Origin of the sequence: Cellulosimicrobium sp. JZ28, assembly GCF_015327065.1 — a bacterium.
GTDB classification, from domain to species: domain Bacteria; phylum Actinomycetota; class Actinomycetes; order Actinomycetales; family Cellulomonadaceae; genus Cellulosimicrobium; species Cellulosimicrobium funkei.
Map to the genome: position 1 here is coordinate 2,367,856 of NZ_CP017660.1, position 23,887 is coordinate 2,391,742.

General features: G+C 75.6%; 20 protein-coding genes. 6 read left to right on the top strand and 14 right to left on the bottom strand.

From position 1 onward, the window contains the following. Positions 1–65: 65 nt before the first annotated feature. Both BJP59_RS10860 and BJP59_RS20150 read right to left on the bottom strand, forming a co-directional pair. Positions 66–3,698 carry an Rne/Rng family ribonuclease gene (locus tag BJP59_RS10860; RefSeq protein ID WP_194520927.1) on the bottom strand — a complete coding sequence of 1,211 codons (3,633 nt, stop codon included), beginning with the start codon at positions 3,696–3,698 and terminating at the stop codon, positions 66–68. Continuing rightward, a complete protein-coding gene (locus BJP59_RS20150; RefSeq protein WP_255181389.1) occupies positions 3,695–3,817 on the bottom strand; it encodes a hypothetical protein in 123 nt (40 codons plus the stop codon). Before BJP59_RS20150 ends, BJP59_RS10860 begins: the two co-directional genes overlap by 4 nt. Before the next feature lie 409 nt (positions 3,818–4,226). On the opposite strand from BJP59_RS20150, the gene BJP59_RS10865 reads away from it, so the two are divergent. From BJP59_RS10865 to cydC, 4 genes are read left to right on the top strand one after another with little or no spacing between them, the layout of a single operon-like run. After that, positions 4,227–5,741 carry a cytochrome ubiquinol oxidase subunit I gene (locus BJP59_RS10865; RefSeq protein WP_061266797.1) on the top strand — a complete coding sequence of 505 codons (1,515 nt, stop codon included), beginning with the start codon at positions 4,227–4,229 and terminating at the stop codon, positions 5,739–5,741. A 41-nt stretch (positions 5,742–5,782) separates the two neighbouring features. Next, positions 5,783–6,895, top strand: a complete 1,113-nt coding sequence (gene cydB / locus BJP59_RS10870) for a cytochrome d ubiquinol oxidase subunit II (protein WP_085387659.1) — start codon at positions 5,783–5,785, stop codon at positions 6,893–6,895. After that, entirely contained in the window at positions 6,892–8,676 is a 1,785-nt protein-coding gene (gene cydD / locus BJP59_RS10875) for a thiol reductant ABC exporter subunit CydD (protein ID WP_194520928.1), read from the top strand. The genes cydB and cydD overlap by 4 nt, the downstream gene beginning before the upstream one ends. Further along, a complete protein-coding gene (gene cydC, locus BJP59_RS10880) occupies positions 8,673–10,487 on the top strand; it encodes a thiol reductant ABC exporter subunit CydC (protein WP_076405641.1) in 1,815 nt (604 codons plus the stop codon). The genes cydD and cydC overlap by 4 nt, the downstream gene beginning before the upstream one ends. A gap of 10 nt (positions 10,488–10,497) precedes the next feature. Here cydC and BJP59_RS10885 read toward each other — a convergent pair whose 3' ends face one another. From BJP59_RS10885 to BJP59_RS10895, 3 genes are read right to left on the bottom strand one after another with little or no spacing between them, the layout of a single operon-like run. Then, positions 10,498–11,901 (bottom strand): dipeptidase, encoded by a 1,404-nt coding sequence (locus BJP59_RS10885; RefSeq protein ID WP_194520929.1) that lies wholly within the window; start codon positions 11,899–11,901, stop codon positions 10,498–10,500. Continuing rightward, complete coding sequence (locus BJP59_RS10890; protein ID WP_194520930.1) at positions 11,898–12,431, bottom strand: hypothetical protein; 534 nt, start codon at positions 12,429–12,431, stop codon at positions 11,898–11,900. Before BJP59_RS10890 ends, BJP59_RS10885 begins: the two co-directional genes overlap by 4 nt. Next, positions 12,428–13,915, bottom strand: a complete 1,488-nt coding sequence (locus tag BJP59_RS10895) for an APC family permease (RefSeq protein WP_194520931.1) — start codon at positions 13,913–13,915, stop codon at positions 12,428–12,430. The genes BJP59_RS10890 and BJP59_RS10895 overlap by 4 nt, the downstream gene beginning before the upstream one ends. A 297-nt stretch (positions 13,916–14,212) precedes the next feature. Here BJP59_RS10895 and BJP59_RS10900 point away from each other — a divergent pair, with 297 nt between their 5' ends. Further along, a complete protein-coding gene (locus BJP59_RS10900; RefSeq protein WP_194520932.1) occupies positions 14,213–15,154 on the top strand; it encodes an NAD(P)-dependent oxidoreductase in 942 nt (313 codons plus the stop codon). Between the two features lie 17 nt (positions 15,155–15,171). Here BJP59_RS10900 and mutM read toward each other — a convergent pair whose 3' ends face one another. The 6 genes from mutM to coaD all read right to left on the bottom strand — a co-directional run bounded on the left by mutM (position 15,172) and on the right by coaD (position 18,968). Next, positions 15,172–16,116 (bottom strand): bifunctional DNA-formamidopyrimidine glycosylase/DNA-(apurinic or apyrimidinic site) lyase, encoded by a 945-nt coding sequence (gene mutM, locus BJP59_RS10905; protein ID WP_168944353.1) that lies wholly within the window; start codon positions 16,114–16,116, stop codon positions 15,172–15,174. Beyond that, on the bottom strand, positions 16,109–16,858 hold the full coding sequence (gene rnc, locus BJP59_RS10910) for a ribonuclease III (RefSeq protein ID WP_051028283.1): 750 nt from the start codon (positions 16,856–16,858) through the stop codon (positions 16,109–16,111). Before rnc ends, mutM begins: the two co-directional genes overlap by 8 nt. Before the next feature lie 5 nt (positions 16,859–16,863). Then, complete coding sequence (gene rpmF, locus BJP59_RS10915; protein WP_021482203.1) at positions 16,864–17,058, bottom strand: 50S ribosomal protein L32; 195 nt, start codon at positions 17,056–17,058, stop codon at positions 16,864–16,866. A gap of 2 nt (positions 17,059–17,060) precedes the next feature. After that, positions 17,061–17,579 carry a YceD family protein gene (locus tag BJP59_RS10920; protein WP_194523024.1) on the bottom strand — a complete coding sequence of 173 codons (519 nt, stop codon included), beginning with the start codon at positions 17,577–17,579 and terminating at the stop codon, positions 17,061–17,063. A gap of 280 nt (positions 17,580–17,859) precedes the next feature. Continuing rightward, positions 17,860–18,444: a hypothetical protein gene (locus BJP59_RS10925; protein WP_228485008.1), complete on the bottom strand. Its 585-nt coding sequence runs from the start codon at positions 18,442–18,444 to the stop codon at positions 17,860–17,862. Positions 18,445–18,467: 23 nt separating this feature from the next. Then, on the bottom strand, positions 18,468–18,968 hold the full coding sequence (gene coaD, locus BJP59_RS10930) for a pantetheine-phosphate adenylyltransferase (protein WP_086151247.1): 501 nt from the start codon (positions 18,966–18,968) through the stop codon (positions 18,468–18,470). An 87-nt stretch (positions 18,969–19,055) separates the two neighbouring features. Between coaD and BJP59_RS10935 the strand changes: the two genes are divergently transcribed. After that, the gene (locus tag BJP59_RS10935; protein WP_194520933.1) at positions 19,056–19,793 is read left to right on the top strand and encodes a GNAT family N-acetyltransferase; all 738 of its coding nucleotides are present in this window, start codon (positions 19,056–19,058) and stop codon (positions 19,791–19,793) included. 182 nt (positions 19,794–19,975) lie between these two features. On the opposite strand, the gene BJP59_RS10940 is transcribed toward BJP59_RS10935, so the two are convergent. From BJP59_RS10940 to BJP59_RS10950, 3 genes are read right to left on the bottom strand one after another with little or no spacing between them, the layout of a single operon-like run. Then, complete coding sequence (locus BJP59_RS10940) at positions 19,976–20,620, bottom strand: RsmD family RNA methyltransferase (protein WP_194520934.1); 645 nt, start codon at positions 20,618–20,620, stop codon at positions 19,976–19,978. A gap of 36 nt (positions 20,621–20,656) precedes the next feature. Beyond that, on the bottom strand, positions 20,657–22,915 hold the full coding sequence (recG, locus tag BJP59_RS10945) for an ATP-dependent DNA helicase RecG (protein ID WP_194520935.1): 2,259 nt from the start codon (positions 22,913–22,915) through the stop codon (positions 20,657–20,659). Continuing rightward, the gene (locus BJP59_RS10950; RefSeq protein ID WP_194520936.1) at positions 22,912–23,886 is read right to left on the bottom strand and encodes a hypothetical protein; all 975 of its coding nucleotides are present in this window, start codon (positions 23,884–23,886) and stop codon (positions 22,912–22,914) included. The genes recG and BJP59_RS10950 overlap by 4 nt, the downstream gene beginning before the upstream one ends. Position 23,887: the final 1 nt, after the last annotated feature.

The window sequence follows — 23,887 nt, forward strand, 5'->3', positions numbered from 1 at the left end:
CACGAAGACGGCCCGGGGACGCGGCAGGGGCGAGGGTCCGCAGACCCCCGCCCCTGCCGCACCGCTCAGCTCTCGGTGGGCTCCGACCCGCTGTCGTCGCCCGCCGTGGGCGCCGAGCCGTCCGCCGGTGCTTCGGCGCCGTCGTGCTCGTGGGCGTGCGCCGCGGCCGCCGCGATCGTCGCGAGCGTGGCCTTGACCGCGGCCCGCGCCTCCGACGTGACCTCCGGCAGGACCGGGACGGCGGGCTGCGGGAGGGTGATCCCGGTGTCCTTCGGCGCCGAGGCGCCCGAGCCGGAACCGCGCTTGCGGCGCGACCGCGAGCGGCCGCCCTCGGCGGGCTCGTCGGCGGCGGCGCCGCCCCCGTTGCCCCCGGCGTTCCCGTTGCCGTTGCCGTTGCCGTGGTTGCCGTGGTCGTGGTCGCCGCGGTTGCCGCCCGACTTCTCGATCGGGTCGGTGTGCACGATGAACCCGCGCCCGTGGCAGTGCTCGCACGTCTCGCTGAACGCCTCGACGAGGCCCTGGCCCACGCGCTTGCGCGTCATCTGGACGAGGCCCAGCGACGTGACCTCCGCGACCTGGTGCTTGGTCCGGTCCCGGCCCAGGCACTCGACGAGGCGGCGCAGCACGAGGTCGCGGTTCGACTCGAGCACCATGTCGATGAAGTCGATGACGATGATGCCGCCGATGTCGCGCAGCCGGAGCTGGCGGACGATCTCCTCGGCCGCCTCCAGGTTGTTGCGCGTCACCGTCTCCTCGAGCGTGCCGCCCGAGCCGGTGAACTTGCCGGTGTTGACGTCGACGACGGTCATCGCCTCGGTGCGGTCGATGACGAGCGACCCGCCCGAGGGCAGCCAGACCTTGCGGTCCATGCCCTTGGCGAGCTGCTCGTCGACGCGGTGCACCGTGAAGACGTCCTGCGTGCCCGTCCACTTCGAGACGCGCTCGCGCAGGTCGGGCGCGAGCTCCTCGACGTACGTCGAGATCTCCGACCACGCCCCGTCGCCCTCGACGACGAGCGAGCTGAAGTCGTCGTTGAAGATGTCGCGGACGACGCGGATCGCGAGGTCCGGCTCGCCCTGGAGCAGGGCGGGCGCCGACGCGGTCTTCGACTTCTTCTCGATGGCCTCCCACTGGCCGCGCAGGCGCTCGACGTCGGCGCGCAGCTCCTCCTCGCTCGCACCCTCGGCGGCGGTGCGCACGATGACGCCCGCGCCGTCGGGCACGACCTCCTTGAGGATCTTCTTCAGGCGGTTGCGCTCGGTGTCGGGGAGCTTGCGGCTGATGCCGGTCATGCCGCCGCCGGGGACGAACACGAGGTAGCGGCCCGCGAGCGTGATCTGCGACGTGAGGCGTGCGCCCTTGTGCCCGATCGGGTCCTTGGTGACCTGCACGAGCACGGAGTCGCCCGACTTGAGCGCCTGCTCGATGCGGCGCGGCTGGCCCTCGAGCCCGGCCGCGTCCCAGTTCACCTCGCCCGCGTACAGGACGGCGTTGCGGCCCTTGCCGACGTCGATGAACGCGGCCTCCATGCTGGGCAGCACGTTCTGGACGCGGCCCAGGTACACGTTGCCCGCCATCGACGCCTGCGACTGCTGCGAGACGTAGTGCTCGACGAGCACGCCGTCCTCGAGCACGGCGATCTGCGTGCGGCCGCCGCGCTCGCGCACGACCATCGACCGCTCGACCGACTCGCGGCGCGCGAGGAACTCCGCCTCGGTGATGATCTGGCGACGACGACCCGCGTCGCGGCCCTCGCGGCGGCGCTGGCGCTTCGCCTCGAGCCGCGTGGAGCCCTTGAGCGCGGTGACCTCGTCGGCCAGGCTGCGCTCGCGCGGGCGGGAGCGCGTCGTGGTCGTCTCGCCCTCGCCCCGGCTCCCGCGGCGACGACGGCGACGGCGGCGGCTGCCGCCCGCCTCGTCCTCGCCCTGCTCGTCCCCGGGCTCGTGGTCGCTCTCCTCGGCGTCGGCCGGCGCGGCCGCGTCGACCGGCTCGTCGTCCTGCGCCGACGGCGAGGCGTCGTCCTCGTCCTGGTCGCGCTCCTGCTCGCGGTCCTGGTCACGTCCCCCGTCCGGACGACCGCGACGCCCGCGGCCACCACGACGGCGGCGGCGGCGCGGGCCGGAGTCGGCGTCGGAGTCGGCATCGGCCTCGTCGGTCGCAGGCTGCTCGTCGGGCTCCTCCGCCTCGTCGAGCTCGACGAAGTCCTCCGGCCCGAACGCGTCCTCGGGCACCTCGACGCCCTCGGCGACGAGCTCGGACTCGATGGCCTCGATCTCCTCGACCGCGGCCGCGTCCTCGCCCGTGAGGACGAGCTCGGTGGCGGCGGGCTCCTCGACGGGGGTCGACGGCTCAGCCGTCTGCGACTCGGTCGTGCGCGACTCGGTCGTGCGCGACTCGGCCGCGCGGGACGCGGGCGCCGAGGCCCTCCGGCCGCGACGGCCGCGGGTCCCGGTGGCGGGCTCGGGCGTCGCCGTCGGCTCCGTCGTCGCGACCGGCTCCGTCGTGGCGACCGGCTCCGTCGTCGTGGGTGCCGAGGCGGCGGGCTCGACGTGGCGCGGCGGCCCGGCCGGGCTCTGCGCGCGACGCGGACGGCGCGGCGCCGCAGCCGGGTCGGGCGCCTGGAAGAGCAGGGCGGTCGTCGCGAGGCGCGGGGTGCTGGTCCCCGCTCCCGTCGCGGCGGGCGACGCCGGGCCGCCGGCCGGGGCCGACGACGCGGCAGCGGCCGGGGCCTCGGGCGCGGCCGTGCTGTCGGCCGCGGCGGTCGCCTCCGGTGCCGCCTCGGCGGGCTTCGAGGTGGCGCGGCGCGAGCGGCGCGCCGGCTTCTTCGCGGGCTCCGCGGACGCCGGCGCCTCTGCCTCGGCGGGCGTCGGCTCGGCGGCCGGGGCCGCGGTCTCGGCGGTCGGGGCCGCTGCCGCGGAGGTCGCGCGGCGCGACCGGCGCGCGGGCTTCTTCGCAGCGGGTGCCTCGACGGGCTCGGCCGTCGTCGGCGCGCCGGACGGCGCGGTGTCTGCGGCCGGGGCGTCCGGCTCGGCGACCGGCGCGGCCTCGACGGCCGGAGCCTGCGCGGTCGTGCGCGTCGCCCGGGTGCGCTTCGCGCGGCGCGGCGCGTCGGCCGCGCCCAGCAGGGCGTCGGCGTCGGGCGCCACCGTGGGGGCCGGGGCCTGCTCGGCGGCGGGCGGTGCGCTGAGGCCGAACTCGGAGAGGACGTCGAGCGGCGCGTCGCCGGCCGGGGCCTTCGCCTTCTTGCCGCCGCCCTGGGCGCGGCGCGGCGCGCGGGCGCGCGGGGCGGGCTCTGCCGCCGGCGGCTCCGCCACGGCGTCGGCGGCCGCGGGGCTCGCGTCTGCCGGGACGTCGGCCGGGGCGGACGCAGCGGGAGCCGCGTCGGCCGCCGGAGCGGCGACGGACGGCGTGGTGCGGGTCGCGCGACGCGAGCGGCGCGCGGGCGGGGTCGTGGCCTCGGCCACGGGTGCGGTCACGGGCGCCTCGGGCGCCGGGGTCGCGTCCGCGGTGGCCGCCGCAGACGCGGCGACGTCGGAGGCAGCCGTCGCCGCCGGCGGCGTCTGCGGCGGTGCCGCGCTGCGCGTCGCGCGGCGGCGGGCGGGCTTGCGCGCCGGGGTCGTCGGGCTCTCGGCCCGGTCCGCGGCGGCGTCCGCCGTCGACTCTGAGGGGGTGCTGTCGGAGGTGCTGTCGAGCGTCACGCGTCGTGCTCCTGCTGCCACAGGGACCGCCCCGCACCGTGCGGCCCGTCGGGCGGTCGGTCGTCGCTCGGGACGAGCGCACCGGAGCGCGTCGTCCGGCGACGGAAGTCGTCGGTCACGGCCGCGGTCCGCGTGCGCGGCGCGGGCGCCTGCCACCGGGCCCTTCGCCCCGGTCGGCGCGCCGACTGCCGCGGTCCGCTGGTGCCGCGATCTCGTGCTCGCCGGGTGAGCGATGCGGAGCCCGCCCGGCTCCGCCCAGTATCGCACAGGGGTGCGGACGAACCCGGGCGACACGCACCGCGCCCCGGGCCGCCGGTCCCGGGGGGTCGGGACCAACGTCCCGGGACCTTGTGAACATAGTCACAAGCGGCGTGTTTTCAGTACTCCTCGTCATTTCCGGCCCTGCTGATGCGGCAGATTGGAACTACCGTCGGAGGAGGCGACCGGTCGTCCGGCCGCCGGCTCCGGCAACACTCCCCTACGCCGTTGTCCCTTCCCCGACCCGGTCGGGCCCCCCGAGGAGCGCACGTGGATGCCCTAGCCCTGGCGCGGTGGCAGTTCGCCATCACGACCGTCTACCACTTCATCTTCGTCCCGCTGACGATCGGCCTGTCGCCGCTCGTCGCGATCATGCAGACGGCGTGGGTCCGCACCGGCAACGAGCGCTGGCTGCGCCTGACGAAGTTCTTCGGCAAGCTGCTGCTCATCAACTTCGCGCTCGGCGTCGTGACCGGCATCGTGCAGGAGTTCCAGTTCGGCATGAACTGGAGCGAGTACTCGCGCTTCGTCGGCGACGTGTTCGGCGCGCCGCTCGCCATGGAGGCGCTCGCCGCGTTCTTCATCGAGTCGACGTTCCTCGGCCTGTGGATCTTCGGGTGGGACCGCCTCAACAAGAAGGTGCACCTCGCGTGCATCTGGGCCGTCGCGATCGCGACCAACCTCTCCGCGTTCTTCATCCTCGCCGCGAACTCGTGGATGCAGCACCCGGTCGGCGCGATCTTCAACCCGGAGACCGGGCGCGCCGAGATGAACGACATCGGCGCCGTCCTCACGAACAACACCCTCTGGGCCGCGTTCCCGCACCAGATCACGGCGACCTTCCTCACCGCGGGCACGTTCGTCACGGGCATCGCCGCTTGGTGGATGGTCCGCCTCGTGCGCACCCGCAAGGCCGAGAACGTCGAGCTCGCGCGCGACGTCTACCGCCCGGCCGTCACGCTCGGCGTCATCGCCATGCTCGTCGGCGGTCTCGGGGTCGCCGTCTCCGGCGACATCCAGGGCAAGATCATGTACGAGCAGCAGCCCGGCAAGATGTCGTCGGCCGAGGCGCTCTGCCAGGGCTCGGAGGGCGCCGCGTTCTCCATCCTCACGATCGGCGACCTGTCGAACTCGTGCGAGAACGTCAGGCACCTCATCGAGATCCCCGGTCTCGCGTCCTACCTCGGCACGGGCCACTTCTCCGGGCCGGAGAGCTACCTGCCCGGCGTCGAGGACGTCCAGGAGCAGATGACCGAGCGCTACGGCGACGTCACCGCCTCCGGCGACCCCGTCACGTACACGCCGAACCTCGCGATGACCTACTGGTCCTTCCGGCTCATGATCGGCATGGCCGCCGGCTCCGTGCTCCTCGCGCTCATGGCGCTGTGGCTCACCCGCAAGGGCCGGGTCACGGACAACAAGTGGTTCGCGCGCGTCGGCCTCATCGCCATCCCCATGCCGTTCCTCGCGAACTCGTTCGGCTGGATCTTCACGGAGATGGGCCGCCAGCCCTGGGTCGTCGCGCCGAACCCGACGGGCATCGACCAGATCCGGCTGCTCACCGAGCGCGGCGTGTCCACCGTGGTGAGCCCCGGCGTGGTGCTGACCTCGATGATCGTCTTCACGCTCGTCTACGGGGCGCTGGCCGCGGTCTGGTTCACGCTCATGCGGCGCTACGCGATCGAGGGCGTCCCGCTCACGGTCCGCGACGAGTCCCCGGAGGCCCAGGAGCCGCCGGACGAGGACTCCGAGTCCGCCGACCGTCCGTTGTCCTTCGCGTACTGACGCGACGCGCCTGAACCCGCCCAGAAAACTCAGGAGACACCGTGGATCTCGCCGTCGTCTGGTTCGTGCTCATCGCGGTCCTGTGGACCGGGTACCTCGTGCTCGAGGGCTTCGACTTCGGGGTCGGCATGCTGCTGTCGATCCTCCCGCGCGGTGACAAGGAGCACCGCGAGAAGGAGCGCCGCGTCCTCATCAACACCATCGGCCCCGTCTGGGACGGGAACGAGGTGTGGCTGCTCACCGCGGGCGGCGCGACGTTCGCCGCCTTCCCCGAGTGGTACGCGACGCTCTTCTCCGGCTTCTACCTGCCGCTCCTGCTCATCCTCGTCGCGCTCATCGTGCGCGGCGTCGCGTTCGAGTACCGCGGCAAGATCCGCGACGAGGGCTGGGCGCGCCGCTGCGACGTCGCGATCCAGGTCGGGTCGTGGGTCCCCGCCGTGCTGTGGGGCGTCGCGTTCGCCAACCTCGTGCGCGGCGTGCAGCTCGACGCCGACCACCAGTTCGTCGGCGGCTTCTTCTCGCTCCTGTCGCCGTTCGCGCTCCTCGGCGGTCTCGTCACGCTGAGCCTGTTCCTGCTGCACGGCTCGGTCTTCGTCGCGCTCAAGACCGACGGCGAGATCCGCGCCCGCGCCCGTCAGCACGCCTCGGTCTTCGGCGTGGCCGCGCTCGTGCTCGCCGGCGGCTGGGCCGTCTGGGCCCAGGTCGCGTACTCGGTGCCCTGGACGTGGGCCGCCGTCGTGCTCGCCGCGGCCGGGCTCGTGACGACGCTCCTCGCGAACCGCAAGGGCTCCGAGGGGCGCGCGTTCACGGCGTCGGCCCTGACGATCGTCGCCGCCGTCGTGCTGATCTTCGGCTCGATGTACCCCGACGTGATGCCCGCCGTCGACCCGGCGAACTCGCTGACGGTGCACAACGCGTCGTCGACCGACTACACGCTCACCGTGATGACGTGGGTCGCCGTGATCCTCACGCCGCTCGTCATCGCCTACCAGTCGTGGACGTACTGGGTGTTCCGCCGCCGCCTGTCGACGAAGGACATCCCCGCGCCCGCCGGCCTGTCGCTCAAGAAGGTCCGCGAGGCGGCGTTCGGCGGGGCGTCCTCGGGCGGCTCGACCGGCCGTGGCCTGACCGACGGCGGGGGCTCCGGCTCGTGAAGCCGCTCGACCCGCGGCTCCTGCGCCACGCGCGGGCCGCGCGAGGGTACGTCGTCCTGACGGCGGTGCTCGGGTTCGCCACGGCGGCCCTGGTCGTCGCCCAGGCCCTCGTCCTCGCGTCGGTCCTCGCGCCGGCCGTCCAGGGGACGGCCGACCTGGCCGACCTCGGGCCGCGGGTCGGGCTGCTCGCCGCCGTCGTCGCCGCGCGCGCCGGCACCTCGTGGGCGCAGGAGCGCTTCGCGCTGCGTGCCGCGACGCGGACCGTCGCCGAGCTGCGCGAGCAGGTCGTCACGCACGCCGTGGCGCTCGGCCCGCGGTGGCTGGCCTCGGGGCGCGGCCCCGAGGTCGCGACGCTCGCGACGCGCGGGCTCGACCAGCTCGAGCCCTACATGGTGCGGTACCTGCCCCAGCTCCTGCTCGCCGCCACCGTCACGCCCGCGACGCTCGCCGTCGTGCTGGGCCTGGACTGGGTCTCGGCCGTGATCATCGCCGTGACCATCCCCCTCGTCCCGATCTTCATGACGCTCGTCGGGCGCCTCACCGCGGGGACGTCGGAGCGGCGCCTCGTCGTCATGCAGCGGCTCGGCGCGCAGGTGCTCGACCTGCTCGCCGGCCTGCCGACGCTCCTCGCGTTCGGTCGCGCGCGCGGCCCCGAGCGGCGCGTGCGCGCGCTGGGCGAGGCCAACCGCCGCGCCACGATGGGCACGCTGCGCGTCGCGTTCCTCTCCGGCATGGTGCTCGAGCTCCTCACGACCCTGTCCGTGGCCGTCGTGGCCGTGGGCGTCGGCCTGCGCCTCGTGCACGGCGGCATGGAGCTCGAGCCTGCGCTCGCCGTCCTCGTGCTCGCCCCCGAGGTCTACCTCCCGCTGCGCCAGGTCGGCCTGCACTTCCACGCCTCGACCGACGGCATCGCCGCGGCCGAGCAGGCGTTCGCCGTCCTCGACGAGGACGCGCCCGCGCCGGGCACCGCGCCCGCGCCCGCGCTCGCCGGGACGACGCTCGCCCTGCGCGGCGTGAGCGTGCGGGCCGGGGACCGCGACGTGCTCGCGCCCGCCGGCCTCGACCTCGAGCTCCGGCTCGGGACCTCGAGCGGCCGCGTCGTGGCCCTCACCGGGCCGAGCGGCGCGGGAAAGACGACGACGGCGATGGTCCTGCTCGGCCTCGTGCGGCCCGACCGCGGCACCGCGACCCTCACCGCGCCCGACGGCGCCCGGCTCGACCTGGCCGACGTCGACCCCGAGACGTACTGGCCCCAGGTCGCGTGGCTCCCCCAGCGCCCCGTGCTCGCGCCGGGGCGGCTGCGCGACGTCGTCGCCGGCGGCCTGGACGTCACCGACGCCGACCTCGACCGCGCGGCGCGCACCGCCGGCCTCGACACGGTGCTCGCCTTGCTGCCCGCGGGCTGGGACACCGAGGTCGGGCGCGGCGGCGTCGGGCTGAGCGTCGGCCAGCGCCAGCGCGTCGCGCTCGCCGCGGCGCTGCTCGGCGACCCGGCGCGCGTCCCGCTCGTCGTGCTCGACGAGCCGACTGCGCACCTGGACGCGCGCGGCGAGCAGGTGGTGCTCGACGCCGTGCGCGCGTTCCGCGACCAGGGGCGCACCGTCGTCGTGGTCGCGCACCGCGCCTCGCTCGTGCGCGCGGCGGACGACGTGGTCGAGGTCCGCTCCGCACGGCTCGAGCCGTCCCCGGCGAGCCCGGGCGCCGACCCGGCCGACCCCCAGGGCACCGCCCTGGCGGTCGGCGCCGCCACCTCCACGACCCCCGAGGGGAGCGTCCCGTGACCGGACCTCGCGCCCGCCTCGCCGCCGACCCGCTGTGGCGGGCGGTCGGGCTGCTCGACGTGCGCTGGCGCCGCGTCGTGTGGGCGGTCGTGCTCGGCACGCTCTCGCTCGGGAGCGCCGTCGGCCTCGCGGCCGCCGCGGCGTGGCTCATCGCGCGCGCCTCGCAGATGCCGCCGGTCCTCACGCTGTCCGTCGCGGTCGTCGGCGTGCGCGCGTTCGGCATCTCGCGCGGCGTCTTCCGGTACCTGGAGCGGCTCGCGTCGCACGACGTCGCGCTGCGCGGCATGGCGTCCCTGCGCGCCAACCTCTACACCGCGCTCGCGCAGGGCTCGCCCGCCGCGCTCGTCGGGCTGCGGCGCGGTGACCTGCTCGCGCGCGTCGGCGCGGACGTCGACGCGGTCGGCGACGTGGTCGTGCGCGCGTTCGTGCCCGCCGGGGTCGCGCTCGCCGTGTCGGTGGGGTCCGTCGTGCTCGTGGGCGCCTTCCTGCCCGCGGCCGGGGTCGCGCTCGCGCTGTGCCTGCTGCTCGCTGCCGTCGTCGCACCGTGGCTCTCCGCCCGGTCGGCGCGCGAGGTCGAGGCGCGCGGCGCCACGACGCGCGCGGCGATGACCGCCACGACGCTGGAGATCCTCGAGGAGTCCGGGCCGCTCGCCGTGTCCGGGCGCCTCGGCACGCGCCTCGACGACCTGCGCGCGACCGACCGGGCGCTGGCCCGCGTGACCGACGACGGCGCCCGCCCCGCCGGGGTCGCGGCCGGGATCGCCGCGCTCGCCGTCGGCCTCGCGGTGCTCGCGTCGCTCCTGCTCGGCATCCCGGCCGTCACCGCCGGCACGCTCGCGCCCGTCGAGCTGTCCGTCATCGTCCTCACGCCCCTCGCGGTGTTCGAGGCGGCGAACACGCTGCCCGCCGCCGCCGTCCAGCTCCACCGCTCGCGGCAGGCCGCCGCGCGCGTGGTCGGGCTCCTCGACGGGCCGGCGCCCGCGGCCGGTCGCGCGCCGACCCCCGCCCCCGGCGAGGCGGGCCGCGCCCCCGACCCGCGCGCGTCCCTCGTGCTCGACGACGTCGCGGCCGGCTGGCCGGGCGCCGGACGCACCGTCGTCGAGGGCGTGGATCTCGCGCTCGCTCCGGGCCGTGCGGTCGCCGTCGTCGGGCCGTCGGGCGTCGGCAAGACGACGCTGCTCGCGACCGCCGCCGGGCTCGTCCCGGAGGTCGCGGGGCGGGTGCTCCTCGACGGCGTCCCGACGGCCGACCTCGCGCGCGAGGACGTGGCGCACCACGTCGTGCTCGTCGCGGAGGACGGGCACGTGTTCGACACGACCGTGCTGGAGAACCTGCGCGTCGCGCGCGGCGACGTCACGACCGAGGAGGCCGAGGCCGCTCTGCGTGCCGTCGGCCTCGACCCGTGGCTCGCCGCGCTGCCCGACGGCCTGGAGACGCTGCTCGGCCCCGACGCCACCACGGTCTCGGGCGGCGAGCGCCGCCGTCTGCTCGTGGCGCGCGCGCTCCTGTCCCCCGCGCCGCTGCTGCTGCTCGACGAGCCCGCGGAGCACCTCGACGCCGCCGGCGCCGACGCGCTCGTGCGGCACCTCGTCGCGACGACGCGCGCCGCGCAGGACCGGCGCGGCGTCGTCCTCGCGACGCACCGGCTGAGCGCGCTCGAGGCGGTCGACGAGGTGCTGCTGCTCGGCGTCCCCGACGACGCGCCGGACGGCGCCCCCGCACGCGTCGTCGCGCGCGGGACGCACGCCGAGCTGCTCGCGCTCCCCGCCTACCGCTGGGCGCTCGACCAGGAGGCCCCCGCGGTGCGGTGAGCCCGCAGGGTCAGCCCTCGCCGAGGCGCGCGAGGAACAGCGCCTCGCCGACCGCGAGGTTCTCGATCTCGCTGGGCGCGACCGACTCGTTCGGCGCGTGGATGAGGCACGCCGGCTCCTCGACCCCGAGGAGCACGATCTCCGCGTCCGGGCACTGGCCCGCGAGCACGTTGCACAGCGGGATCGAGCCGCCCTGGCCCGCGGTGACCGTCTCGCGCCCGTAGGCGTCCGCGAGCGCCCCCGTGAGCGTGTCGAACACGTGCCCGCTCGTGCGGGCCGCGAACGGCTGCCCGACGGCGTCGCGCTCGACCCGTACGCGCACCCCCCAGGGCGCGTGGGCCTCGAGGTGTGCGACGAGCTTGTCCTGCAGGTCCTGGGCGTCCGCGCCGGGCGGCACCCGCAGGTTGAGCCGGGCGGACGCGCGCGGCTGGATCGCGGCCGCCGAGCCGACGACGCTCGGCGCGTCGATCCCGAGGATCGTCACGACGGGCCGCGCCCACAGCCGGTCGGCGACGCTGCCGGTCCCGACGAGCCCGACGCCGTCGAGCACGCCCGCGTCGCGGCGGAACTGGTCCTCGTCGTACGCGACCCCGTCCCACGTGCCGTGCGCGACGGCGGGCGGCACGCCGTCGATGGTCGTGTCGCCGTGCTCGTCGCGCAGGCTCGCGAGGATCGCGACGAGAGCCGCGAGCGCGTCGGGCGCGGCGCCGCCGAACATGCCGGAGTGGATCTCGCCCTCGAGCGCCTCGACGTGCACGACGACGTTCGCCGCGCCGCGCAGGGTGACGGTGAGCGTCGGGAGGCCGAGCTCGGCATTGCCGGTGTCCTGGACGAGCATCGCGTCGGCCGCGAGCGCCCCGGGGTTCTCCTCGACCCACCGGTCGAGACCGCCCGTCCCCTGCTCCTCGGAGCCCTCGACGACGAGCCGGACCCCGACGGGGAGGTCGTCGCCGCCGAGCGCGCGCAGGGCCCGCAGCGCGGTGAGGTGCGTGACGACGTTCCCCTTGCAGTCCGCGGCGCCGCGCCCGTAGAGGCGACCGTCGCGCTCGGTGAGCTCGAAGGGCGGGCTGGTCCACGCCGTGTCGTCGAGGGGCGGCTGGACGTCGTAGTGCGCGTAGAGCAGGACGGTGGGCGCGCCGTCGGGCCCGGGACGGTGGCCCAGGACGACCTGCGACCCGTCGGGCGTGACCTCCAGGCGCGTGTCGATCCCCTCCGCGCGGAACGCGTCGGCCACCCACCGCGCGGCGCGCTCGCACTCGGCGCGGGGGTAGAGGCGCTCGTCGGCGACGGACGGGATGGCGACGAGCGTGCGCAGGTCGTCGAGCGCGTGCGGCAGGAGGCCCTGCACGGCGGCCCGCACCTCCTCGACGTGACCGGTGGCGTCGGGTCGTGCTCCGGTGCTCGGCTGGCTCACGCGTCCTCCTCGGTCGTGGTTCCGGTGGTGGCGTCGGTGCCCTCGCCGCCCTGCTCGGTGGTGCGGCCGGGGTCGAGGTCGAGCGAGTCCACGTACGCGTCGAACGCGGCGAGCTGCTCAGGGCAGTAGACCTCGATGACGAGCCGGTCGCCGGCGAGGCGGCGCTCGTCGAGCACGGACGGCCGCAGGCCCGGGCCGGCGGCCCCGTTCGCCGCGCCGAGGTTGGCGGTCGCCTCGACGAGGGCGGCCGGGTCGGCACAGAAGCCGCCGCCGTCGTCGCCGAGGACGTCGGCGATCGTCTCCTCGCTGAAGGCGGTGATCCCGATCGCGGCGAACTGCTCGTGCAGCTCGGCCGCCTTCTGCTCGGCCTCGCGCGCGTCGCGGTTCGACCGCACGTCGTCGAAGACGATCAGCATGACGGCGCCGAGGGCGACGAGGAGCAGCGCGGCGGCGGTGTACGTGACCCACCGCTTCGACGAGTCCGGCTCGGGCTCGTGCTCGGGGACGTGGGAGGGACGGGTCGTGGTCATGCCGCGTCGCCCTCCCCCGCCTCGTCCGCCGCCGCGAGCGCCGCGGCCTCGGGGTCCCTCCAGGACGGCTTGCGCAGCAGGTAGAAGAGCGCCGGGACGAGGATGCCGATGATCCCGAGGCCGCCACCGACGATCAGCACGTAGACGCCCACGTTCCCGCTGGAGAACTGCGCGGGCGGCACGAACCCGATGATCATCGCGGCCACCGAGGCGCAGAACCCGACGACGCACAGGAGCGTCAGCGCGGGCGCGCGGTAGCCGCGCGGGTGGTCGGGTGCCCGACGGCGCAGCCGCACCGCCGCGACGAACAGCAGCAGGTACATGACGAGGTACACCTGCGTCGTGATGACGGACAGGATCCAGTAGGCGCTCGAGACGTCGGGGATGAAGGCGTACAGGAGCGCGATGCCGGTCGTGATGACGCCCTGCGTGACGAGGATGTTCTGCTGCACGCCGTGCTTGTTGAGCCGCTGCAGGAACGGCGGGAGGTAGCCCTCCTCGCGCGCGACCGTGAGCAGGCCCTTGGACGGCCCGGCGAGCCACGTGAGCATGCCGCCGAGCGACGCCGCGATGAGCATGAGGCCGAGGATCGGCGTCAGCCAGCTCACGCCGAAGTTGGCGAAGAACGCGTCGAACGCCTGCATCACCCCGGCGGTCAGGCTGAGCTGGTCGGCCGGGATCACCCAGCTGATCGCGACGGCCGGAAGGATGAAGATCACGAGGACGAGCCCGATCGCGAGGAACATCGACCGCGGGAACTCCGTCGCCGGCCTGCGCAGGCTCGTCACGTGCACCGCGTTCATCTCCATGCCCGCGTACGACAGGAAGTTGTTGACGATGAGCACCAGCGACGCGAGCCCGGTCCAGGCCGGCAGCAGGTGCTGCGCGTCCATCGGCGCGGCCGACGGGTTGCCCTGGGCCAGGAAGACGACGCCGAGCACGACGAGGATCGCGGCCGGGACGAGCGTCCCGATGACGAGGCCCCAGCTCGACAGCCCCGCGACCGTCTTGGTGCCCTGGGAGGAGAGCCACACGCCCGTCCAGAAGAGCACGACGATGACGACCGCCACGTAGAGCCCGTTGCTCGCGAGGCTCGGGTTGATGACGTAGGCGAACGTGCTCGCGACGTACCCGAGCAGGCTCGGGTAGTAGAAGATCGTCATCGCGAACTGGCACCAGATCGCGAGGAACCCGAGCGGCTTCGACACGCCGTCCGCGACCCAGCGGTACACGCCGCCCGACCACCCCGACGCGAGCTCGGCCGACACCAACGACGTCGGGAGCAGGAACACGAGCGCCGGAACCACGTAGAGGAACACGGCCGCGAGGCCGTAGACCGCCATGGTCGGCGCGGCGCGCAGGCTCGCGACCGACGACGTGATCATGAACGCGAGCGTGAGCCACGTGATGTAGTTCTTCGGCGTCCGTGCCGTGATCGCCGCGCGCACCTCAGCGTGCGTCGGCGCGCCCGTGGACGAGCCCATCCCCCACCCCCGAAGCCGTGACCCCGCCGGGGCCGACCGGGACGGCGCGCGGACGGCGCGTCGTCGGAACACCGCGAACATATCGCCGCGACGCAGGTCGCGCCTGGGGAGTCGTCCGGGGCGCGACCAGGTCGCGGACCGGGCGCCGCACCGGCACGGGGTCGGCGCCGGGCCTGCTCAGAGGTGGCGCGAGCGCGGCTCGGTGGCGGCTCGGACGCGGTGATACGTTCGCGAGGCGGCCCGTCCCGCGCAGCGCGAGGGCCGTGACGACGACACGGACGACCTCAAGGAGCAGCGGTGAAGATCCTCGTGCCCGGCACCATCGCCCTCGACGTGCACGCGGGCCCGGACGACGAGGTCGTCGTGTACGACGCCGCGGCCCCGTTCCGCCCCGAGGACGCCGACGCCGAGGTGCTCGTGGTGTGGGGCGGCTCCGCGGAGAACCTCGCCGACGCCGCGGCGCGGCTCCAGCGCCTGCGCTGGGTCCAGACGCTCGCCGCGGGCCCCGACGCCGTGCTCGCCGCCGGGTTCGGGCCGGACGTGACGATCACCTCGGGCCGGTCCCTGCACGACGGCCCCGTCGCCGAGCACGCGCTCGCGCTGGTCCTCGCCGTCGTGCGTCGGCTCGACGTGCTCGGGGCGGCACAGCGCGAGCACCGGTGGGACACCGCGGTGAACCAGGCGCAGGCGGACCCGGCGACGGCCGCGCGCTACACGCTCGACGGCGCACGCGTGACCGTGTGGGGCTTCGGCTCGATCGCCGCCCGCCTCGCGCCGCTGCTCGCGGCGCTCGGCGCCGACGTGACGGGCGTCGCGAGCCGCCGCGGCGAGCGGCACGGCTTCCCCGTCGTGACCGACGACGACCTCCCCGACGTGCTCGCCTCGACCGACGTGCTCGTCTCGCTCCTGCCCGCCCTCGACACGACGCGGCACGCGTTCGACGCCGCGCGGATCGACCAGCTCCCCGACCACGCGGTCTTCGTCAACGTCGGCCGCGGCGCCACGGTCGACGAGGACGCGCTCGTCGCCGCGCTGCACGACGGGCGCCTCGGCGGCGCCGCGCTCGACGTCACCGGGTCCGAGCCCCTGCCCACGGAGTCACCCCTGTGGGACGCGCCGCGCCTGGTCCTCACGCCGCACGTCGCAGGCAACCGGCCCCAGCGCGCGTCCGAGCTCGTCAACGCCAACCTCGACGCGGTCCGCGCGGGCCGCGAGCTCCGCAACGTCGTCCCCCGCTGAGGGGGCGCTTCCGGGGTCTACCAGCGGCCGTTGCGGGGGCGCGGCTGGCACCGCGGGCACGTGTACGACGAGCGGTTCATGAACTCGTCGCGCCGGACGGGCGTGCCGCACCGGGGGCACGGCTCGCCCTCCTGCCCGTACACGGCGAGCGACCGCGAGAAGTAGCCGGACTGGCCGTTCACGTTGACGTACAGCGCGTCGAAGCTCGTGCCGCCCTGCGCGAGGGCCTCGGTCATGACCTCGGCCGCCGCGTCGAGCAGGCGGTGCGCCTCGGGACGGCGCAGCGTGTCCGTCGCGCGGGCGTAGTGCAGCCGGGCGCGCCACAGCGCCTCGTCCGCGTAGATGTTGCCGACCCCGGACACGACGGTCTGGTCGAGCAGCGCGCGCTTGACGCCCGTCCGACGACGCCGGATCGCGTCCACCACGTCGTCGCGCCGCAGCGACGGGTCGAGCAGGTCCCGGCCGATGTGCGCGACCGGCGCCGGGACCGCGGCGAGGTCGGAGCCGAGGCCGCCGGGGGCGCCGTCGGGCGTCGGGACGAGGTCCTGGACGGACAGGTGCCCGAACGTGCGCTGGTCGACGAAGTCGAGCGCCTGCGCACCGTACGCGGTGCGGTCGTCGTGCTCGAGCACCACGCGCACCCGCAGGTGCGGCGAGCGGTCGGCGAGCGCGACGCCGGAGCGGACGAGGAGCTGTCCCGACATCCCGAGGTGGGCCAGCAGGGCGGCGGCGGGGCCGTCGTCGGACCCGGCGGCGGGCTCAAGCGGGAGCCAGAGGAACTTGCCGCGGCGCACCGCGGCGCCGAGCCGCTGACCGAGCAGCTCGTCGCGGAAGCCCGCCGGCCCGCCCTCGTGGCGCCGCACGCTGTAGTCGCGCAGCACCTCCACGTCGACGACGCGGGCGCCCACGACGTGGCGGGCGAGACCGTCGCGGACGGTCTCGACCTCGGGCAGCTCAGGCACCGGCGTCCTCGGCCGCGACCGGCGAGGCCGCCGACGCCGCCTCGCGCTCGGCCTGCTCCGCCGCGAGCGCGCGGTACGCGCGCTCCGCGGCCTCCTGCTCGGCGTACTTCTTCGCCGTCCCGCTGCCCGTGCCGTAGAGGCGGCCGTCGAGGTGCACGTACGACGTGAAGACCCGCGCGTGGTCCGGCCCGACGGCGTCGCTCGAGTACGACGGCGCGCTCAGCCCGGCCGCGGCCGCGGCCTCCTGGAGCGACGTCTTCCAGTCGAGCCCGGCGCCCAGACCCGCCGCCGCCGACAGCGTCGGCTCGACGAGCCCGAGCACGAGCCCGCGGGCCGGCTCCAGGCCGTGGCTCAGGTAGACCGCGCCGATGATCGCCTCGACCGTGTCGGAGAGGATCGAGTCCTTGTCGTTGCCGCGCGTGCGGATCTCGCCCTTGCCGAGCAGCACGTACTGCCCCAGGCCGAGCCGGCGCGCGATCGCGGCGAGCGACTTCTGCGAGACGGTCGCGGCCCGCATCTTGGCGAGCTCGCCCTCGGACAGGTCGGGGTGGCGGCGGTAGAGGGTCTCCGTGACGACGAGGCCCAGGACGGTGTCACCGAGGAACTCGAGACGCTCGTTCGTGGGGATGCCGCCGTTCTCGTGCGCGAACGACCGGTGCGTGAGCGCAAGCACGAGAAGCTCGGGGTCCAGATGGACCCCGAGCTTCTCGAGAAGACCGGATGCCGGTGCAGCCGGTGCCACGCGCCTCAGCCTGCGTGCTCGGTGCGCAGCGCCTCGGCGTACTGGCGGCCCTTGTAGGTACCGCACGTCGGGCACGCCGCGTGCGACAGCTTGTCGCCCTTGCACTGCGGGCAGGTGGTGAGGTTCGCGGCGGTCGTCTTCCACTGCGAACGACGCGCACGGGTGTTGCTGCGCGACATCTTGCGCTTCGGAACAGCCACGGCTAGCTCTCTTTCGTCTCGTCGGACACGTTCGAGGTGTCGAACATGCTCTCCAGCGCCGACCACCGAGGGTCGACAAGTTCGTGGGTGTGGCCCGGGTCGTCCGCCAGGCGCGCACCGCACTCGGAGCACAGCCCCGGGCAGTCCGCTCGGCACACCGGACTGAATGGTAGTGCAGTGACGACCGAATCCCGTAGCGCGGGCTCGATGTCCGCGAGGTCGCCGTCCAGCTCGTAGACGTCCTCGGCGTCCTCCAGGTCGTCACCCGACTCCTCGGCGGCCTTCGCGCGCTCCGGGTAGGCGAACAGCTCGCCGAGCTCGACCGAGACGTCCTCGTGCACCGTGTCGAGGCAGCGCACGCACTCCCCGACCGCGCGCCCCGTCACCGTCCCGGAGACGAGCACACCCTCCATGACGGCCTCGAGACGCAGGTCGAACTCGAGCTCGCTGCCCTCGGGGATGCCGATGACGGCGGTCCCGAGGTCGGCCGGCGCGGGGACGGTCCGGCGGACCGTCAGCATGCTCCCGGGTCGCCGACCGAGCTCGTGCGTGTCGAGCACGAGCGGCGACGTCTTCTCGGCGGTGATGGTGCGCTCCAGGATCGGAGCCCGCAGGCGTGGGTGCCCGCGGACGGTGGTCAACGATGGTCGGGGGCCGGCGACCGCTCGACGGCGGCTGCCAGGCACGGGTCGACGCGTGACGCGACGAGCCAAACATCGATCTTACGTCACCGGACGCCGTGGTCGCCACCTTCGCGGTGGCGACCGCGACGGTCGTCGGGCCCGGCGACCGGCACGCCCGTCAGCGGGCCGCGCGCTCCCCGCCGCGCTCGCGCATCGTCGCCGGGAACGGCGACTCGTCGGCGTCGCCGAAGCGGTCGCCGAGCCGGTCCGCGAGCTTCGCCCGGCCGGCCTGGACCTGCGCGAGGAGCTTGCCGAGGTCCACCTCGAAGTCCGCGAGCCGCCGGTCGCAGTAGTCGTCGGCGTCGCGCTGCAGCACGGCCGCCGCCTCCTGCGCCTCGTCGACGATGTCGCGGGCGCGCGCCTCCGCCTGGACCACCACCTGCTCCGTCTGCACGAGCTCGATCGCCCGGGCGCGCGCCGTCGTGAGGATCTCCTCCGCCTGCCGGTGCGCGTCCTCGAGCACGGCGTCCGCCTGCGCGAGCACCTCGTCCGCGTGCGCGAGCTGCTCCGGCAGCGCGCCCCGCAGCTCGTCCAGGAGCGCGAGGGCGTCGCCCTTGTGCACCAGCACCGACGCGGACATCGGCATCGTGCGCGCCGACTCGACGAGGTGCGTGAGGTCGTCGAGGATCGCGTTCAACCCGACCTGCGCCTCCTCGCCCGCGCGGTCCTCGTGCGTCGGCCGTCGGTCCTGCTGCTCGCTCACGTACCCGGTCCTTCCCGTCGTGCTCACCTGCTGGTCCCCTGCGTCCGTGCCAGCGCCGCCCGGACGGCGTCGCCCACCCCCGGCGGGACGAGGTCGTCCACCGGTCCCCCGTACCGCGCGATGTCCTTCACGAGCGACGACGCGACGTGCAGGAGCGCCGCGTCGCCCGCGACGAACACCGTCTCGACCTCCGCGAGGTGCCGGTTCATGAGCGCCATCGGCAGCTCCGCGTCGAAGTCGGCACCGCCGCGCAGGCCCTTGACCACCGCCGTCGCACCGACGTCGCGGCAGAAGTCGACGAGCAGCCCCGGCACGACCTCGACCCGGACGCCGTCCAGCCCCGCGTCCCGCACCGCGGACCGCGCGAGGTCCACGCGCTCGTCGACGCTCAGGAGCGCCGACTTCGACGCGTTCCGCGCGACGCCGACGACGACCTCGTCGAAGAGGGCGCGCGCACGGCGGACGATGTCGAGGTGGCCCAGGGTGATCGGGTCGAACGACCCGGGACAGACGGCTGTGGTCACCTCGTCACGGTAGTACACGGGGGCCGCCGGACCTGGGCGGCGCGGCCGGGCGCGCGCCGACCGGCGTCGGGCGCGACGATGGTCGACGTGACCTCCCCCGCCGTCGTCCCGCTCACCGACCCCGCGCTGCTGCGCTCGCTGCACCGCGACGTCCTCGTGTCGTCGTTCCCCCCGGCCGAGCTCGTCGACGAGCAGGAGCTGCTCGACGCCCACGCGAGCGGGCGGCTGCGCAGCCTCGGCGTGGTCGAGGACGGCCGCGTCGTCGCCGGCGTCGTCGGCGAGTGGTTCGCCGACGCGCGCGTCCTCCTCGTGCTCTACCTCGCGATCGCCCCCGGACGCCGCGGCGGCGGCGTGGGCCGTCGTCTCGTCACCACCGCGCTCGACGACTGGCGCGCGCTCGACCCGCTCGTCGTCGTGGGCGAGGTCGAGCACCCCGCGCACCACACCGGCAGCGAGGCCCACGGCGACCCCGTCGCGCGGCTCCGGTTCTACGCGCGCCTCGGGGCGCGCGTCCTGGCACTCCCCTACTTCCAGCCCGGCGACGGCCCGGGCGGCGAGCGCGTGCCCGCGCTCCTCCTCGTGTCGTTCCCCCTCGGTCCGCACGCCGCCGAGGACGACGTCCCGGCCGCGCCGCTGCGCGCCTTCCTCGCGGAGAACCTCCGCGAGAGCGAGGGCACGCTCGCCGACGACGCCGCGACCCGCCGCCTGCTCGACGCCGCAGGCGGGGACCGCGTCCGCCTCGTCGACCCGGACGACCCCGCCGCCCTCGCGACCGTGCCCGTCGGCGCCCTCGCCCCGGCCGAGACCCGAGCCCCGACTGCCTGACCCCTCCGGCCTCGCGGCCGACCGGAGACTGCCGCCGCGAGCCACAGGGCTGGGCACGACGCCCCCACCGACCAGGCGGTCCCGGCAGGCCGAGCAGGCGGTCCGGGTGCGTCAGCCGACCCGGACGAGCCAGAACCACCTGGTCGACCGGGACGTGGGGCCGGACACGGGTGGGCGGCGGGCTATGCGTCGTCGGGGAGCTCCGGGCCGACGAAGAACACCGCGGTCTCGCCGTAGTCCTTGTGCGCGACGAGCTCCCAGCCGGCGGGCCACGTCGGCTCGGGCGTGCGCGTCGAGCGCTCGACGACGACGACGGCGGCCGGGTCCAGCACGCCGGGCACGGCGAGGTGCGCGAGGACGCGCTCGAGCGCCTCGGCCGTCACGTCGTAGGGCGGGTCCACGAGCACGAGGTGGAAGGGGCCGTGGACCGCCCGCCCCGGGGTCGGCGCCCCGACCGCTCCGGCCGCGTCCCCGACCGCCGACCGCTGCGCCGCGGCCGCCGCCACGCCCGCGACGAACGCCTCGGCCGGCTGCGCGACGACGTGCACGTTCGACAGGCCGAGGGCGGCGACGTTGCGTCGGGCGACGTCGGCCGCGACCCGCGCGGAGTCGACGAGCGTGACGTCGGCCGCGCCGCGGCTCGCCGCCTCGAGGCCGAGCGCGCCGGAGCCCGCGTAGAGGTCGAGGACGTGCGCGTCGTCGACGACGCCGAGGTGCTCGAGCCGGGAGAAGATCGCCTCTCGCACGCGCTCGCTCGTCGGTCGCGTGCCGCGGGGCGGGACCTGCAGCGTGCGCCCACCGACTGTTCCCGCCACGATCCTCGTCACGCGCCCACCCTACGCAGACACCGCGGCGCCCCGCCGTCACGCACGCTCGAGGAACTCCTCGCGCTCGGGGTCGAGCTGCTCGCGGATCGCGGCGGCGAGCGCCGGGTGGTCCGCGAGGTCCGGGTCCTGCGCGACGACCTCCGCCGCGTCCGCCCGCGCGGTCTCGATGACGTCCGCGTCCTTGACGACGCGCAGGAGCCGCAGCGAGCTCGCGCGCCCCGACTGGGCGGCGCCCAGGACGTCGCCCTCGCTGCGCAGCTCGAGGTCGACGGTGGCGAGCTCGAACCCGTCCGTCGTGCGCGCGAGCGTCTCGACGCGCGTCGCGGCGGGCGTGCCCGGCTGCGCGGTCGAGACGAGCAGGCACAGCCCGGCCGCCGACCCGCGCCCGACGCGCCCGCGGAGCTGGTGGAGCTGGGAGATGCCGAACCGGTCCGCGTCGAGCACGACCATCGCCGTGGCCTCCGGGACGTCGACGCCGACCTCGACGACCGTCGTGGAGACAAGCACCTGGACCGCTCCCGACGCGAAGTCGGCCATCACGGCGTCCTTCTCGGCCGGCGGCATCTGGCCGTGCAGCACGCCGACCGTCAGCCCGGCGAGCCGCGGGTGGGCGCGCAGCTCCTCCGCGACCTCCAGCACGGCGCGCAGCGGCGCCCGCTCGACGGCGTCGGGCGCCTCGGGGTCGAGCAGGAAGTCCGGGACGTCGTCGAAGTCGTCGTCCCCCGTCCCGCCCGCGTCGGCGTCCGGCTCGTCCGGGTGGATACGGGCGCACACCACGTACGCGCGGTGCCCGGCGTCGACCTCCTCGCGCACGCGCGCCCACGTCCGCTCCATCCAGGTGGGGTTCCCGGCGGGCACGACGTGCGTCGTGATGCCCGCCCGCCCGGCGGGGATCTCCGTGAGCGACGACGTCTCGAGGTCGCCGAACACGGTCATCGCGACGGTGCGCGGGATCGGCGTCGCCGTCATGACCAGCAGGTGCGGGGAGGTGCGGGCCTTCGCCCGCAGGGCGTCACGCTGCTCGACGCCGAACCGGTGCTGCTCGTCGACGACCACGAGCCCGAGGTCGGCGAACTGCACGTGCTCGGAGAGCAGCGCGTGGGTGCCCACGACGATCCCCGCCGCGCCGCTCGCGGCGTCGAGCAGGGCCTCCTTGCGCGCCGCGGCGCCGAGCGAGCCGGTGAGGAGCGCGACGCGCGTCCCGTGGTCGGCGCCCCCGAGGAACCCGCCCTCGGCGAGCGGCCCGAGGAGCGCCCGCAGGGTCCGCGCGTGCTGCGCGGCGAGCACCTCGGTGGGCGCGAGGAGCGCCGCCTGGCCGCCGGCGTCGATCACCTGGAGCATCGCGCGCAGCGCGACGACGGTCTTGCCGGAGCCGACCTCGCCCTGGAGGAGCCGTTGCATGGGGCGCGCGAGCGCGAGGTCGTCGGCGATCTCCCGGCCCACCTCGCGCTGTCCCTGCGTGAGCGTGAACGGCAGCGCCGCGTCGAAGTCCGCGAGGATGCCCGGCTCGCCCTCCGGCCGGGGCGGGCGGGCGGTCGCGGGCTCGGCGGCGGCCCGGGCACGCCGCTGCGCGAGCGCGGCCTGGAGGACGAACGCCTCCTCGTACCGCAGCCGGTCGCGACCGCGCCGCCACTGCTTCTCGTCATACGGCTCGTGGACGTCGCGCAGCGCCTCGAGCCGGGTACCGAGCCCGCGCCGCTCGCGGACGGCGTCGGGCAGCGGGTCGGGGACGTCCTCCTCGCGCAGCGGGTCGAGAACCGTCCGCACGGCCGGCTGGATCTTCCAGCTCGGGATGCTCCCGCTCGCGGGGTAGATGGGGATCGGCCTGCTCGCCTCGAGGACGGCGCTCTCGGCGTCCTCGGCGTCGTCGTCCATGCCGATGATCTTGTAGTCGGGGTGCGTGAGCTGGCGCGTGCCCCGGTAGAGGCCGACGACGCCCGTGAACAGGCCGTGCCGCCCCGGCGCGAGCCGCTGCTCGTGGTAGCGCAGCACGTTGGGGCTCTTGGCGAAGAACGTGAGGGAGAGCTGCTGCGGGCCGTCCGTCACGATTGCCTCGAGGATGGCGCCCGCGCGGTTGCGCATGCGCCGGACGGTCGCGCTGCGGACCTGGGCGACGATCGTCACGTGCTCGCCGAGGGCGAGCCCGCCGAGGTCCGTGAGACGGCCGGGGTCGCCGTAACGGCGCGGGTAGTGGCGCAGCAGGTCGCCCACGGTCTCGAGGCCGAGCTTCGCGAGCGGCCCCGCGCTGCGCGTCCCGACGGCGCGGGTCAGCGGCTCGGCCAGCCGGTCCGTCATGCGCCCACCGCCTCGTCCGTGCCGTGGTGGACGACGACGCCCTCCGCGGCGACCGCGACCGTGCCGCCGTCCCGGCCCGAGCGCAGGAGCACGAGCTCGGCCCCGGCGCGGGCGGCCGCGGGGGCGAGCGCGTCGAGCGCCGGGAGGGGGACGTCGTCGTCCGCGAGGACCGTGACGACCTCGGCGGGACGCTCGAGCAGGCCCTCCAGGAGCCCGACGAGCCGGTGCGCGGCCTCGGGGTCGTCCGTCCCGGCCGCCGACGCCCGGGACGTGCGCACCGTGGCGAGAGCGGACCGCACGGCGTGCACGCGTCCGGGGCCGTCGACCAGTTGGGCGGCGGCGAGCGCGACCGTCACGTGCAGGTCCGTCGGGGCCGCGAGCACCTCGAGCGACTCGACGCCGTCCTCGCGCAGGGCCGCGCGGAGCGTCGCGACGTCCTCCTCGGGGAGGTCGCCGCCGGGCAGCACCACGACGTGCGCCGCGCGCGCGTCGACGGCGACGCGGTGCAGCGCGGCGAGGTCGGGGGCACCGGGCTCGTCGCGCAGGAGCACGACAGCGCCCGCGCGCGCGAGGTCCGCGACGAGCCCCGGTGAGCTGGTCACCGCGACGAGCCCCGGCTCGTCCGACGGGCCGCCGTCCGCCGTGACGCCCGCCGCTTCCGGAAGATGGCCGTGCCCGTGCGCCCCCGGCAAGTGGCGCAGACGGACCTGCCGCAGCGCGACGAGCGCCCCCGCTCCCTCCCGCGACGCGCGGCCCTGGGCGTCGGCGAGCACCGCCCGTCCGGCCACGACCGCCGCCATCGGGTCGTCGGTGTGGACGTGCGCCTGCCACAGCCCTGACCCGTCGTCGCCCGCGCCGCCGACGACCACGACGGAGTCCCCGATCCGGGACAGGTCGGACCGCAGCCGCTCCCCCGGTGCCGCGGACGCGCCCACGGCGCCCGCGAGCGCACCGCCCGGCAGGTCGACCACG

What these genes read in the sequence shown, in the direction of transcription:
- BJP59_RS10895 (WP_194520931.1), bottom strand. Translation starts at nt 13,915, where the DNA reads ATGGGCTCGTCCACGGGCGCGCCGACGCACGCTGAGGTGCGCGCGGCG.
- recG (WP_194520935.1), bottom strand. Translation starts at nt 22,915, where the DNA reads ATGACGGACCGGCTGGCCGAGCCGCTGACCCGCGCCGTCGGGACGCGC.
- BJP59_RS10890 (WP_194520930.1), bottom strand. Translation starts at nt 12,431, where the DNA reads ATGACCACGACCCGTCCCTCCCACGTCCCCGAGCACGAGCCCGAGCCG.
- BJP59_RS10920 (WP_194523024.1), bottom strand. Translation starts at nt 17,579, where the DNA reads ATGCTGACGGTCCGCCGGACCGTCCCCGCGCCGGCCGACCTCGGGACC.